The sequence below is a fragment of the Paraburkholderia phenazinium genome, from assembly GCF_900142845.1.
Classification (GTDB): Bacteria; Pseudomonadota; Gammaproteobacteria; order Burkholderiales; family Burkholderiaceae; genus Paraburkholderia; species Paraburkholderia phenazinium_A.
Window position 1 is genome coordinate 1651035 of sequence record NZ_FSRU01000002.1, and the last position, 14279, is coordinate 1665313.

Annotated in this window: 13 protein-coding genes; 5 read left to right on the top strand and 8 right to left on the bottom strand. The window is 62.9% G+C overall.

The window, feature by feature from the left end:
* Positions 1 to 29 precede the first annotated feature (29 nt).
* Genes dhaL through BUS12_RS24365 form a run of 6 tightly spaced genes read right to left on the bottom strand, consistent with a single transcriptional unit; the run spans position 30 to position 6058 of the window.
* Positions 30 to 701 (bottom strand): dihydroxyacetone kinase subunit DhaL, encoded by a 672-nt coding sequence (gene dhaL / locus BUS12_RS24340; RefSeq protein WP_074300009.1) that lies wholly within the window; start codon positions 699 to 701, stop codon positions 30 to 32.
* Positions 698 to 1705 (bottom strand): dihydroxyacetone kinase subunit DhaK, encoded by a 1008-nt coding sequence (locus BUS12_RS24345; RefSeq protein ID WP_074300010.1) that lies wholly within the window; start codon positions 1703 to 1705, stop codon positions 698 to 700. Before BUS12_RS24345 ends, dhaL begins: the two co-directional genes overlap by 4 nt.
* A 26-nt stretch (positions 1706 to 1731) precedes the next feature.
* Complete coding sequence (locus tag BUS12_RS24350; protein WP_074300011.1) at positions 1732 to 2502, bottom strand: GolD/DthD family dehydrogenase; 771 nt, start codon at positions 2500 to 2502, stop codon at positions 1732 to 1734.
* Positions 2503 to 2517: 15 nt separating this feature from the next.
* Entirely contained in the window at positions 2518 to 3519 is a 1002-nt protein-coding gene (locus BUS12_RS24355; protein ID WP_074300012.1) for a substrate-binding domain-containing protein, read from the bottom strand.
* Between the two features lie 44 nt (positions 3520 to 3563).
* Positions 3564 to 4550 (bottom strand): ABC transporter permease, encoded by a 987-nt coding sequence (locus tag BUS12_RS24360; RefSeq protein ID WP_074300013.1) that lies wholly within the window; start codon positions 4548 to 4550, stop codon positions 3564 to 3566.
* Positions 4547 to 6058, bottom strand: a complete 1512-nt coding sequence (locus tag BUS12_RS24365; protein WP_253190203.1) for a sugar ABC transporter ATP-binding protein — start codon at positions 6056 to 6058, stop codon at positions 4547 to 4549. The genes BUS12_RS24360 and BUS12_RS24365 overlap by 4 nt, the downstream gene beginning before the upstream one ends.
* 253 nt (positions 6059 to 6311) lie before the next feature.
* Here BUS12_RS24365 and rpiB point away from each other — a divergent pair, with 253 nt between their 5' ends.
* On the top strand, positions 6312 to 6782 hold the full coding sequence (gene rpiB, locus BUS12_RS24370) for a ribose 5-phosphate isomerase B (RefSeq protein ID WP_074300014.1): 471 nt from the start codon (positions 6312 to 6314) through the stop codon (positions 6780 to 6782).
* Positions 6783 to 6869: 87 nt separating this feature from the next.
* Entirely contained in the window at positions 6870 to 7856 is a 987-nt protein-coding gene (locus BUS12_RS24375) for a sugar-binding transcriptional regulator (RefSeq protein WP_074300015.1), read from the top strand.
* Between the two features lie 42 nt (positions 7857 to 7898).
* Here BUS12_RS24375 and BUS12_RS24380 read toward each other — a convergent pair whose 3' ends face one another.
* Both BUS12_RS24380 and BUS12_RS24385 read right to left on the bottom strand, forming a co-directional pair.
* Positions 7899 to 8918, bottom strand: a complete 1020-nt coding sequence (locus BUS12_RS24380; protein WP_074300016.1) for a zinc-dependent alcohol dehydrogenase family protein — start codon at positions 8916 to 8918, stop codon at positions 7899 to 7901.
* On the bottom strand, positions 8918 to 10063 hold the full coding sequence (locus BUS12_RS24385; RefSeq protein WP_074301680.1) for a serine hydrolase domain-containing protein: 1146 nt from the start codon (positions 10061 to 10063) through the stop codon (positions 8918 to 8920). The genes BUS12_RS24380 and BUS12_RS24385 overlap by 1 nt, the downstream gene beginning before the upstream one ends.
* A gap of 256 nt (positions 10064 to 10319) precedes the next feature.
* Here BUS12_RS24385 and BUS12_RS24390 point away from each other — a divergent pair, with 256 nt between their 5' ends.
* The 3 genes from BUS12_RS24390 (at position 10320) to BUS12_RS24400 (ending at position 14228) form a co-directional block, all read left to right on the top strand.
* Positions 10320 to 11234, top strand: a complete 915-nt coding sequence (locus BUS12_RS24390; protein WP_074300017.1) for a LysR family transcriptional regulator — start codon at positions 10320 to 10322, stop codon at positions 11232 to 11234.
* A 187-nt stretch (positions 11235 to 11421) separates the two neighbouring features.
* Entirely contained in the window at positions 11422 to 12555 is a 1134-nt protein-coding gene (locus BUS12_RS24395; protein WP_074300018.1) for a hypothetical protein, read from the top strand.
* 221 nt (positions 12556 to 12776) lie between these two features.
* Positions 12777 to 14228, top strand: coding sequence for an aldehyde dehydrogenase family protein (locus BUS12_RS24400; protein ID WP_074300019.1), 1452 nt, complete (start codon positions 12777 to 12779; stop codon positions 14226 to 14228).
* Positions 14229 to 14279 lie beyond the last annotated feature (51 nt).

The following is a 14279-nucleotide window of genomic DNA, read 5'->3' on the forward strand; positions in this document are numbered from 1 at the left end:
GCATCCGGTCTTCAGGTACGGTTACGGTTTCAGGCTGCGGAAACCGCCGTACGGTCCAGCAGATGCGTGATCGATTCGCCCATGCTGCGCAGGATCAGGAAGCAGGAACACGCACCGGCGTCCAGCACGCCGATCGAACGGTCGCCGAGCCGCGCGGCCCGTCCGATCCGGGCGCGCAACTCGCGGGTCGAATTCATGCCGGCTTCCGCTGCCGCCACCATCGCATCGATGCACTCCCGGAAGCTCTTGCCCTCTTCCAGCGCCACCCCATACGCCGCACGCGCAGGAGCCAGCGTGTCGATCAGCGTCTTGTCGCCGACCTTCGCATCGCCGATCTCCTGGACAGAAACGATGCCGGCAACGAGCGCCTCGTAGAACAGCGATTTGTCGAGTTCGGCGTGGTCCGCGAACGTGTCGCTCATGCTGAGGAAGAAAGTGCCGTAGAGCGGCCCCATCGAACCGCCGATACCGTCCATGAGCGCCGAAGACAGATCGCCCAGGGCCACCGCGAGCGACGGTAGCGTTGCGCGCGACGCGAGGTGTTCTCCACACTGGGTGAAGCCCTTGCTCATGTTGATGCCGTGATCGCCGTCGCCGATCGCGCCGTCGACTTCGCTCAGATACTGGCGATTCGCGTTGATGGTACGAACCAGATCGACGACCACCCCGCCGGCGTCGGCCAATTTAACGATTTCAGTCATCGTGCGTCTCCCACATTGAGTCCGATGCTTTGACATGGATGGGCGAGGCAGGCGCTCAGTTCGTCGTCGAGTTTCGTCAACGTCAGCGTGACCCCCATCATTTCCAGCGACGTAAAAAGATTGCCGACAAACGAGAACTGGACCTCGATTCCCGCTTCGCGCAGATAATCGGCAACCTCGCCATACAGGATGTATTGCTCCATCAGCGGCGTCGCGCCGAGACCGGACAGCAGCACCGACACCTTGTCGCCTCTGGAAAAAGGCAGATCCGGCAACAGCTTGTCGAGCATCAGCCGCGCCATGTCCCGTGCGGGAACGGTGGGCTGGACCAGGATACCGGGTTCGCCATGATGGCCGATGCCGACTTCCATTTCGCCGTCCTTGATGACGAAGTTGGCCTTGCCGACTGCCGGGATCGTACAGGCGGACAGGCCGACACCGATCGAGCGGGTCGAATCCACCGCTTTGCGGGCGGTGGCGATCACTTCATCGAGCGTGGCGCCCTGGGCGGCCCGGGCGCCGCCAACCTTCCACATCACGATTTCGCCGGCCACGCCGCGGCGCTTTTCGATTTCGTCTTGCGGCGCCGACGCGGCATCGTCGTTGGCGACGACCGTGCGCACACGAATGCCTTCGCGCTCGGCCAGCTTGATTGCCATCTTCACATTCATGTTGTCGCCGGCGTAATTGCCATAGAGGCACGCAACGCCGGCGCCGCTATCGGCCGCCTTGAACGCTTCGAAGAACGATTTGGCAGTGGGCGACGAGAAGATTTCTCCGATCGCCACGGCATCCACCAGGTTACGCCCGACATAGCCGATGAACGCCGGTTCGTGCCCTGATCCCCCACCGGTCACAATACCCACACGGTCCTTCTGGCGGGCATGCGCATGCGCTACCACGCGAGGATTTTCCGGCGCGGCGCGCAACTCCGGGTGCGCCGCGAGGATGCCGCGCAGCATGTCCTCGACAACAAGATCAGGATTGTTAATGACGCGATTCATACCGTTCCTTTACATCTTGAGTATTGTTACTGGGCGGTGTAGCCGCCATCAATCACGATATTCTCGCCGTTGACCATGGCGGCCGCGTCGCTGACCAGATACAGGATCAACGCCGCGATTTCGTCGGGGCGAGCGAATCGCCCTGCAGGAATTCTGGCCTTCATCGCCTCGCCCACCGCACCGGCCCAGGCCTTCCTGCCGAGCTCGGTGTCCACCACCGTGGGCGAAACCGCGTTGACCGTAATGCCGTGCTTTGCCCATTCGAGCGCGAGTACCTTCGTCATCCCGACGATTGCCGCCTTGCTCGCGCAATACGCCACGTGGCGCTCCAGCGCCACGACGCTCGCCTGCGAAGCCAGATTCACGATCCTGCCGCCCGTGCCGCGGCTCAGCATCTGCTTGCCGACGGCCTGCGCAAGCAGAAACGGAGCCTTGAGGTTGATCGTCATCGTCCGGTCCCAGGCGTCCTCGGACAAGGCTTCCGCGTTCTCCAGCAGAGCGACGCCGGCATTGTTGACCAGGATGTCGACAGGGCCCAGTGCTTCTGTCACGCGCCGCACCAGAGCATCCGAGATCGCTGTGGCGGTAATGTCCGCTGCGATACCCACATGCCGCCCGGGGCCACCCGGAAGCGTCGCGGCCACCGCCTCGACGGCCGGGTTGATATCGAGCAGTGCGACACGCGCACCCGCGGCAGCGAGGCATTCGGCAACAGCAAAGCCGATACCGCTAGCCGCACCGGTCACGACCGCAACGCGGTCCGTGATCTGAAAAGGGCTCGTTGAATTGACCGACATCGCTCCACTCCTTGATTAATTGCTCTTGGGAATCTTGTTGAGAATCTCCTGGGCGTTGGCCGGCGTGACCTGCGTCCAAGGCACCGCGTAGGACTTCGCGGTCCCGTCGTCCCACGGCATCTTCGCGCCGTACCCGGCCCAGATATCCGAGCGTGGCTTGTAAGACGGGCCCATCACCGTGCGCAGCGCAACATCCAGCGCACCTTGCGCCTGGGCCTGCGAGTCCTGGAAGAAGGTCGTCATTTCGCCGCGCTTGACGGCGGCAATTCCATCGACAATTCCGTCGATGCCGGCGACCGGCACCTTCTTCGGATCGAGGCCTTTCGATTTCAGGGCCTGGATGGCGCCGAGCGCCATGTCGTCGTTCTCCGCAATGATGCCGGCAATCTGCCCGGGGTGCGCGGTCAGCCAGTTCTCGACCAGCGCCAGCGACTCGGCACGCGACCAGTTTGCCGTCTTGTGCTCAAGCACCTTCACATCCGGATTTTTTGCCAGCACGTCCTGAATGCCCTTCGAACGGTCGATCTGGGCGGACTGGCCGATCGGCCCCTCGATGATCACCACATTACCCTTGCCGCCGATCTCCTTGACGATCGCATCCGCTTCCATCTGTCCCGCCACCACGTCGTTGCTGCCAACATACGACGTCAGCTTGTCGCCGGACACCTGGGTATTCGATCCGATGACCGGAATGTGAGCGGCAGCGGCCTTCGCAACGGCAGCCGCACCGGCCGCCTTGTCGATCGGCACGAAAATGATCGCGTCGTATTTCTGCGTGATCATCGTATCGAACTGGTTGCTCTGGGTCAGCGCGTCGTAATTGCCGTCGAATACCGTGATCTCCACCGTACCGTCCTTGACAGAGGGATCCGCCTTCAGCGCATTGGTCCACATCTGCATGAACTCACCCTTGAGACCGTACACCGCCGCGCCGATACGAATGGGTTTAGCCTGCGCCGCGCTACAGAACAGGCCCATCACCGCGCAGGCCAGAGCCGCCTTCTTCCACGAATTCATTGAAGTCTCCTGAATTTTTTCAGTGTGTTGCTTTTGGGTTGACGTTATTGCTTCTTGCGCGAAGCATCGAGGAGGACGGCACCGACGATAATGACGCCCTTTACAACTTGCTGGTAATAAGACGACACGCCCAGCAGATTCAGTCCGTTATTGATGACGCCGATGAGCAGCGCGCCGACCACCGTGCCGCCGAGCGAGCCGGTGCCGCCCGACAGGCTCGTGCCGCCGATCACCACCGCCGCGATCGCATCGAGCTCGTAGGACACGCCGGCCTGCGGCAAAGCCGAGGTTGTACGGGCGGCCAGGATGATCCCGGCAAGACCCGCCAGCAGCCCGCCGATGACGTACACGGAGAAGATGATCTTGCTGGTGGAAATCCCGCTGGTCTTGGCGCTTTTTGCGTTGCCGCCGACCGCATAGACATAGCGGCCATAGGTCGTATAGCGCAGCACGAACCAGAACAGCAAAGCGACCGCGGCGAACACGATAATCGGCACGGGCACCCCCGCCATCGCCCCGGTTCCGATGTTCAGATATCCATCGGGCAGATCGGTGACGGGCATGCCGTCGTTGTAGATATAGGTGAGCCCGCGCGCCGCGCTCAACATGCCGAGCGTCGCGACGAACGGCGGAATCGACAGCCTTGCCACGAGCAGGCCGTTGATCGCGCCTGCCGCAGCGCCCACGAGCAGCCCCGCAAACAGGCCCAGCGCCGGGTTCAGTGGATGCGCACCGGTCACGAGGCTCGCGCTGACGATGCCGGCAAGCGCAAGCGTCGAACCCACCGACAGGTCGATGCCGGCCGTGAGTACCACGTAGGTCATGCCGATCGCGAGGATGCCGTTGATCGAGGTCTGCCTCAGGATGTCCGCGATATTGCCCAGCGTCAGGAAATACTGGTTTGCAAAGGACAGCACGATGCACAGAACAATTAGTACTGCGACGATGCCGTAGCGGCGGTAGATATCGCGCATGTGGGCGGAACGGCTTTGACTCGCCGGGACTTTCAGGGAGGGGGTATGAGTATTCATGATGCGAGGTGCAGGAGATCTTCCTGAGTGGTGGTATGGCCGTCGATCACGGTGACCAACTGTCCAGACTTGAAAATGGCGATGCGGTCGCTGACATCCAGAATTTCCTGCGCCTCGGATGACACCACCATGGCGGCGCCGCCTTTCGATACGAAGTCGTCGAGCAGCTTGTAGACCTCGCGCTTGGCGCCCTCGTCGATGCCCCGGGTCGGTTCGTCGCACAAGAGGCAGGTGGGCTCGGTCGAAAGGCAGCGTGCGAGCACGACCTTCTGCTGGTTTCCCCCGCTCATCGAGGAAACCGGCAACGAGACGGAACTCGTTTTGATCCGCATGCGCTCGACCATCCTGTCGACGAGGTTCTTCACCTTGCGATGGTTGATCAGCGACAGGCGCGACAGCCGGTTGTAGGCAGAGAACGAAATGTTGTCGCGCACGGACGCCGACAGCACAAGCCCGGTCTCCTTGCGGTCCTCGGTCACGAGCGACAGCCCTGCTTCGATGGCCTTGCGCGGGCGGCCAACCGGCAAGGCGCGGCCCTTGAGCCTGACCTGACCGCGATCGGGACGGGTCAGCCCATACATGCAATTGAGGTATTCGCTGCGGCCCGCGCCCATCAGCCCGTAGATGCCGAGGATTTCTCCCTGGTGAACCGTGAGCGAGATGTCGTTGAATTCCGCCTCGCGCGAAAGGCCCGTCGACTCCAGCACGGGCTCGCCCACCGGCCGGCGAATCTTCTCGGCGGAATGCAGCGTGCGGCCGACGATCGTGCTCACCAGATAGGAGCGGTCGATGTCGGCGATACGGCCGCTGTCGACATACCGTCCGTCGCGAAAGACCGTGTAGTCGTCCGCGATCTGGAATATTTCCGAGAGCCGGTGGCTGACGTAGATGATGCCGGTGCCCTGAGCGGTCAGGTTGCGGATCGCGTTGAACAGCACCTCGGTTTCGCGTTCGCCGATCGCGGAAGTCGGCTCGTCCATGATCATCACGTCGCAGTCGCGGCTGAACGCCTTGGCGATCTCGACCAACTGGATCTGCGCGAGGCTCAGCGACGACATCCGGGCGCGGGCGTCGACCGGGAAGGCGAGCCGGTCCAGGAGTTCCTGGGCCTGCCTCGCGAGCGCCCCAAACTTGACCAGCACACCAGCGCGGCGAGGTTCGCGGCCGAGATACAGGTTTTCGGCGACGCTCATGCCGGGAATCGGCGAAAGCTCCTGGGTAATGATCGCGATGCGATGCTCGAGCGCTTCGGCCGGCGTCTGAAAATCGACGCTTTGTCCCTTGAGCAGGATCTCTCCGGCATCGCGCTGGGTGATACCCATGACGATGCCAAGGAAGGTCGACTTCCCAGCTCCGTTCCCGCCGCATAGCGCATGGACACTCCCGCGCCGCAGCTTCAACCGGCCGTCCTCCAACGCCCTGACACCATTGAATGCCTTCTGCACACCGCTGGCATCCACAAGAAGGTCGTCCACTTTGTCTCCTAACATTTGCTCGTCGTTGAACATTTGAGCAGTTGAGTGACATCGTAGGTTCGCTCCAACCACCTGTCAATTATCCGAACCACGTGGTTTACCCCTAATGTCGCCTTGCCCTCGGATCTGCTGCATCGCAATGAATACAACCAACGGCGACCTGAACCCCTAACAGAAAACACTCAGCTACGGCCTTGACATTCATCTACGCACGATTGAGAATTTGATCATAGATGGACATTTGTTCATCCATACATTGGGCAATCCCGGACAACAGGAGTTAAATATGAAGCTGGCAATCGGATGCGATGAAGCCGCATTTGACCTGAAGGAACTGATCAAGCAACATTTGGCCGACAAGGGGCTGGACGTCACCGATTTCGGAACCTTCGAGGCGGAACCGGTCCACTATCCGAACATCGCGTTCGCCGTGGCGGAGAAGGTTGCGCAAGGCGAATTTGATCGTGCTGTCCTGATGTGCGGAACAGGCATCGGTATGGCGATCGCCGCCAACAAGGTACGCGGCATTCGCGCGGCGCAATGTCACGACACGTATTCGGCCGAACGGGCGAGCAAGAGCAACGACGCGCAAATCATTACAATTGGCGCGCGCGTGGTCGGACCCGAACTCGCGAAAGCAATCGTCGATACATGGCTCGGTGCGAGCTTCGATGGCGGACGCTCCGTGCCGAAGGTGAACCGCATCAAGGAATACGAGGATGATCACCTGCTACCCCACAACAACAAGACTGTGTGAACTGGCTGGCCAGGTCATCAGTCGATAGCCCACCGGCTCTGCGGTAAGCCAGGTAATATCCAGCCGAATGGGAATGAGACAAATCATATGACCACCGATGAACTGACTCGTCTGGCGACGCTCTACTACGTCGACGGACTGACACAGGAAGATCTGTCGAAGCAGTTCTCGCTTTCTCGAGCCAAAATAGGCCGTCTTCTGAAGCGTGCGCAGGAAGAAGGCATCGTTGAAATTCGCGTCAGGCACCATCCACGCGATACGCGCGACCTCGAACGTGAGCTGATCGACCGGTTCGGCATCGAAAAAGCGATCGTGTCCGTCAATCACAAAGACCAGGACAAGCAGCGCGAGCTACTTGCCGGATTGGTCGCCAGCCATCTGGATCGCATTCTCACGAATGACATGATTGTTGCCGTGGGTATCGGCCGCAATATCAACGCCATCTCGGAGCATGCGATCTCGTCGACGCAACGCTCCCCGACCTTCGTCTGCGCCATCGGCGGTTTCTACCGCGGCGGCGAGGTGATGAATGCCGACCACATCAGCCGCCGGCTGGCTGCCCGCTTTGGCGGCGGCAGCGAAACGCTTTATGCGCCGGCCCTCGTGGGCGACCCCGACGTGCGCGAGGCGCTGCTTCACAACGACGCGGTCAAACCCACGCTCGACAAGGCGCGCAGAGCACACATCGCGCTGGTTGGCGTCGGCGACATCAATGAAGACAGCATCATGGTCCGCAACGGCTGGTTTTCGCCGGACGAAATCGCCGAGCTGCGCAAGTGCGGCGCCGTCGGAGACCTGATGGGCTACCACTTCATCGATATTGCCGGCCGTCCCGTTGTCACTCCGGTTCGCGACCGGGTCATCGGCCTTGGCATGGACGACCTGAAACGCATTCCGAACGTGATTGCCGTCGCCAGCGAAAACACCAAGACAACCGCTGTCCTGGGTGCATTGCGCGCAGGCGTCATCACCACGCTCGCAACGACGGAAGCCATCGCTCAGTCGATCGTCAGCCTGGAAGACGCCACCCGCAATCCGCATTCTCCGCAGCAGCCGGAAGTGCTGACCCGGTAAAAGGCAACCGTCTGCGTCGATCGCAGCGCCCGCCGCACCGCGCTAGGCGCGCAGGTCCACCACGACTTTGCCGAAATGCCGCCCTCCGGCGAGATACTCATAGGCGGCCGGCGCCTCATCGAACGGGAAGACCTTGTCGACAGCAGGAGTGATTGTGTTGACGTCGACGAAACGCACAAGCTGTTCGAGCATCGCACGGCTACCGGCCGTAATGCCGGTGAGGCGCTTGGCTCCGCCGATGAGCGCGCCGGGCTCGATCGAGACCCCTCCGCCGCCGCTGACCCGGCCGATCACGACAATCGCCCCGCCGGGTCCCGCGGCCTTCAGTGAGCGCGCCAACGTGCCCTCGCCGCCGACCTCGACCACGACATCGACCCCGGCGCCCTCCGTGAGCCGCAAGACCTCGTCCTGCCACTCCGGGCTGGTCCGGTAGTTGATGGTCGCATTCGCACCCAGCGCGCGGGCACGTTCAAGCTTTTCGTCCTGCGACGATGTCACGATCGTGAAGACACCCGCCGCTCTCGCAAGCTGCAACCCCCACAGCGAGACACCGCCGGTTCCCAGCAGCAGCACGCTGCCGCCGGGTTTGACCGCGCCTGCGACGAACAACGCATTCCATGCCGTCACACCGGCGCAAGGCAACGTTGCCGCGGCAATGGCATCGAGACTGCGCGGTGCCAGCACGAAGGCGTCCTCGCTTGCCACCAGTTCTTCGGCGAGCGTGCCGTCGAACTGCGCGCCGAAGGACACGGCCGTCTTGCTGGGCGACAGTGCGCCGTCAATCCATCGCGGGTAATAACTTGTGATCACGCGATCGCCTACCTTGAAGCGGGTGACCGCCTCCCCGACGGCGATGACCTCCCCGCATCCATCGACGAGCGGAACGATCGGATGACTCGGCGGGTTATAAAACGCGCCCTTCGCGAAACTGAGGTCACGATGATTGAGCGCGGCAGCGTCCACGCGCACTGCGATTTCGTGAGCCGCGGGATCCCGGCTCGGGCGTTCGACACGTTCGAGTCCGGCAATGCCGGCACCGGACTGGATCTGATAAGCATTCATTAGCTATCCTGATAGACTGCTCGGCGCAGTGCGATTGGAAAATTGCCGGTCATCCCTGCTACGGCTGTGTTCGTCAACGCAACGACGGAAATGCCCGCAGCAGGGTCCACCCAGAAGTTCGTGCCGTACACGCCGGACCAGTTCCAGGCGCCGGCGTTCACCGGCGACTTCGCCGCCGCCGGATCCCTGAGTACGGCCACGCCGAGTCCCCAGCCGAAACCCGGGCCGGCGGCGCCGACCGGCAGGTCGCCGATCGCATTGGACGTCATCGCCACGACGGTTTGCGGGCGGATGATGCCCGCACCGCCGGTGCGGATCGCTTCGGCGAAGCGGAGGTAGTCTTCCGCCGTGCCGACCATGCCGACTCCGCCCGATGGAAAGGCCGTCGCATCGAATGCGCGGGCGGGCGAATACACAATGGCGCTTTGCCCGAATCGAAGCGAAAAGGGATCGGTCATCCGGGTTGGCTGAGGCGACGCATCGCCATACGGCGTCGCCAGCACGGTGTCGGCTGTCGCAACGAAGCGAACGCTGGACATGCCCAACGGGCCCGTCACGATTCGCTGGACCGCATCGGGCAAGGTCATGCCGCTCACGCGTTCGATCACGGCCCCAAGCACATCGATGGCGACGGAATAGTGCCAACCGGTGCCCGGCTCGAAAAGCAGCGGTGCCGAAGCGATTCGCCGCAGGTTCTCGTCAAGCGACAGGCCGGAATGATCGAGTCCGTCAGACACACCCAGCCGGTGATAGGGACCGTCCTCGGCCTCCAGAAATCCATAAGTCAGGCCCGCCGTGTGCGTCAGCAGATGGCGCACGGTGATGACGGGCTCGCGGCCATCGGGCAGCTTCGGCCGGAACTCGGGAAGCCACCGCGTAACGGGGTCCTCGAGACCAAGCCGGCCATCGTCGATGAGCGCCAGCGCCGTCACGCAGACGATCGGTTTGCTCATCGACGCCAGACGGCAGACTTCGTTTTCCGTCATAGGCCGGCGAGTCTCACGGTCGGCAAAGCCGGCCGCGCGCCGGTAGGCGATCTCGCCGTCTTTTGCAGCAATCACGGTCGCGCCGACGATGTATCCGCTGTTCACCGCGTCGAGCATGACGGCGTCCAGCGCCTTCGCCCGATTCCAGCGGGGCTCCATAGCCGGCGCGGACGGCGTCGCAGCGGAAGCCGGACGCGTCAGCGCCGCGGCCAGCCCGCCGATCGTGGCGGTGACGCAGAAGTCACGACGGGACACCGTTCGAACCGCAGCGGCCCGACGGGAAGTGGATGCTTTCATTGCTGTTCTTGCCGCTTGCGCGGCTTCTATCACGATACACAGCAATGTACAGTTTCACCTGCGAGGCGATAATATATGCAGCCGTCGATTCAGTTTTTAACCAGAGTGAGAAATCATAATGCTTGATCGCATCACGGGAATGCAGGTCTTCTCGCGTGCAGCAACGGCTGGAAGCCTCTCCGCGGCCGCCCGGCAGCTCGGCCTGTCGCCCGCGATGGCGACCAAGCACCTGGATGCCGTGGAGCAACGGCTGGGTGTGCGCCTGTTTCACCGCAGCACGCGCAAGCTCACCCTCACCGAAGCAGGCCAGCAATATCTGGAGACCTGCGTCCGGGTCCTTCCCGATCTGGAGGAGGCCGAAGCGATGATCGCGTCGCAGCGTGTCGAGGCGAGCGGACTGCTGCGGCTGAATTCGCCGCTTTCGTTTGGCGTCCGATACATCGCACCGCTGATTCCTGCCTTCAATAGCAAGCATCCCGGAGTCACGATCGATCTCGGACTGAACGATCGCGTCGTCGACCTGATGGAAGAGGGTTGGGATCTGACGATCCGGGTTGGGCGTCTGAAGGACAACCGTCTGGTGTCCCGCAGGCTCGCAGAAAGCGCGATGATCGTCTGCGCGGCGCCGGGCTACTGGGAACGGCACGGACGCCCCACGCTCTGGTCCGAACTCGGCGGTCACAATTGCCTGAGCGTCTCTTTTTCCAACATCTCGCGGCCCGACGAATGGCGCTTCGGCAAGGACGGGGACAAGCGCGTGGCCGTCAAGGGAACGCTGCGAACCAACAACGGCGACGCACTCGTCGCTGCGGCCGTTGCCGGTCTCGGCGTTCTTTACGAGCCCGAGTTCATCGTTGCCGATGCCATCCGGCAAGGCGCACTGGAGCAGATTGCGCTCGATGTACGCACGGCGGAGCTCGGCGGCATACACCTGGTTCGCGCGCCGGATCGGGCGCCCCCGGCAAAGGTGCGGGTCATGACCGATTTCCTTCTCGCGGCATTCAACCCACATCCGCCGTGGGTTATTCGTTAACGCATCGGCGATCGCACGCCTCGATCGCCCCGAGGGCAAACGGTCCGACTTCTCACTGCAAGAAAAAACACAATCTCCGGCCAGTCAGATTGTTCCCGTCCGCAGAACCTCTACCATTGAACTCCGTCGGCCAGCATCCAGTCCGCGCAGCGGACTGTGTCTGCCTCAACCCGCACGAGTGCATCCCATGACCGCTCCCTCCCTTTCCCGTCGTTCATTCGTCGCGGGCGGCCTGGCCATGCTGGCCGATCTGCCAGCCTTTGGTCAGTCGCTCGCTCCCCCTGGCGCGGCTTCGCCGTCCTCGCTTCCGAACCTCGGCGGCGAGGGGCCGTGGGATTACTGGGCATCAGGTCAGGGAGCGGGCGTCGTCCGGATTGCGGCTGCGGCGATCCTTTCCGCGAGTCCTTACGATACCCAGCCCTGGTTGTTCCGGCTGGGCGAAACGCGCATCGAGGTACTGGCCGACAAGGATCGTGCGCTCGGTGAACTCGATCCGTTCCGCCGGGAACTCTACATGGGCCTCGGATGCGCCATCGAGAACGCATGTGTGGCCGCGCCGGCTCAAGGGGTCAACCCTGTCGTCCATCTGTTGCCCGAGTCGTCGGCTGGAAACGACGAACTCGCTGCGGCGATCGAACTGGAGCCGGCCCGGCAAGCGAGGCATCCGTATCAGGATGCGATTGCCCGCAGACACACCAACCGCCTTCCCTACGACACGGGTCGCAAGGTCGATCAGGCCACGCTCGACGCGCTTGCCGGACTGGTGTCCTCGTCGGATACGAAAGTCATTTTCCTGGAGCCGGCTTCAACGGGCGGCACGGTCTTTACGGATCTGATGATGCAGGCAACCCAACGCATCATCGACACGCCGGGTTTGCGCGACGGCCGCTGGACAGGCATGCGCTCGACAGCAGCAAATCCGTCCGCCCTGGACGCCAAAGCCCTGCAACAGGCCGACGCGAACTGGCTGAAGGCAACCCGCACGGTGGCGTGCGCAACGGCATCCGCATTCGGGCTGATCATGGTCCGCGGAACCAGACAGGATCATCGTCTGCACATCGAGGCCGGACGGCTTTGGCAGCGCATCCATCTCGACGGCACCAACCGCGGCCTGGCGATGCAGCCAATGAACCATTTCATCGAAGTGATCGACTACGAGACCCGCACACAAGGCACCTCGCCGGTATCCTCAGCCATGCGGGCCGCGCTGCCGCAAGACTGGAACGGATGGGAGCCTATCTTCGGCTTGCGCCTCGGCTACGCCGATGCCACGGCTCCACGCAGCCCCCGCCGGCCGCTGGCGTCGATTGTGGTTGCCTGACGGAATCGCTAGCGGTTGGCTATTGCCATTGCTCCCGCTCAACTTGCAAAGGCAGAGGCGTCGAGAGCGGGTCGAGTCGTTCGTGTTACTCATCGTGCACCACAGGCATCCCTGAGCGCCTGCCACTGCCGATTGAAACTGTTTTTCCTTGCGAGCGGCTTATCGGCCGCCGAGCGAAACGGTAGTCTCGGTCGGCTCTCAATGTAGAAACAGGATCTTCCGTGGCACGACAGCAGGCAACACACTGGATCGACGGGCAATGGGCCGCGACGGGCACCCACCGCGACAGTATCAACCCGGCCAGCGGCCAGGCCTTCGCATCGTATTTCGATGGCGGTCTCGAAGAAGCGCAGCGGGCCGTCGCCGCGGCCCGACGCAGCTTTCGCGAAACCGACTGGAGCGTCGACCCCATGCGCCGCGCAGCGGCCCTGAGCCATCTGGCCGATGCCTACGAACAGCGCGGGCAGGACATCGTCGACTGCCTGTCCGAGGAGAACGGCAAGCCCAAGGCCGAGGCCGGCTTCGAAGCGATGCAGATCGTGCGCGCGCTGCGGTTTGCTTCCGGCCTGGCCTTGCACACATTCGGCCGCGTCTCGGAACCGCGGCCGGGCACGCACTCGATGGTCTTGCGCCAGGCAGTCGGCGTGGCAGGCCTGATCGTCCCGTGGAATTCGCCGGCCTACCTGCTGGTTCGCGCGCTCGCACCCGCGCTTGCCGCCGGCTGCACAGCCGTTATCAAACTGCCCGCGCAGGCCGCACAAACGGCGCAACTTTCCGCCGAGATCCTGGCCAGTGTGGCGGAACTGCCGCAAGGGGCCGTGAACCTCTTCGTGGAGAGCGGCTCGGACGGTGCGCGACATCTGGTCGATTCCCCCGAGGTGCCGGTGATCAACTTCACCGGCAGCACCGGGACTGGCCGCGCAATCGCGATGGCGGGCGCCGCAAAATTCAAGCGCGTCGGTCTCGAGTTGGGCGGCAAGACGCCACACCTGGTTTTCGACGATGCGGATCTCGAGGCCGCCCTGCCGACCATCGTGGCCTCGTTGACCGTCTTCGCCGGGCAGTTCTGCGTGACGGGCGGCCGAATCCTGGTTCAACGAAGCATCGCCGCGACCTTCAAGGAACGTCTGGCACAACGGCTCGCGGCCGTGCAGCCTGGTCCGGCTTCCGACCCGTCGAGCCAGATGGGACCGCTGATCGACCGGCAAGCTGTGCAGCGTGTCGACGAGATGGTGAACGCCGCGATCGTGGATGGCGCCAAAGTCGTCGTTCGTGGCGGTCCGGTTGTCGACGGTCCGCTTGCTGCCGGCGCCTTCTATCGTCCGACGCTGCTCGAAGTGCCGGCGTCGGGCATGGCGATTTCTCGCGATGAAGTATTCGGTCCGGTTCAGACGCTGCAGGTATTCGACACCGAGGAGGAAGCGGTCGCCATGGCCAACGACAGCGAATATGGCTTGAGCGCCTGCATCTGGACGCGCGATGCCGACCGGCCGATCCGCGTCGCCCGCCAGCTCGAAGCCGGCCACATCTGCATCAACGAATGGGCCGGCATGCAGGTCGAATTCGAGGAAGGCGGCTTCAAGAACAGCGGTCAGGGCCGGCTTGGCGGTCTCGCGGGTATTGACGACTTCCTGGAGTACAAGCAGATTCTGCAGGTCTTCCGCCGGGGATAAAAACGGCTTTCGATGTCCGTTCCGGGCGCGCATTGACGCATCGGCGCTTCG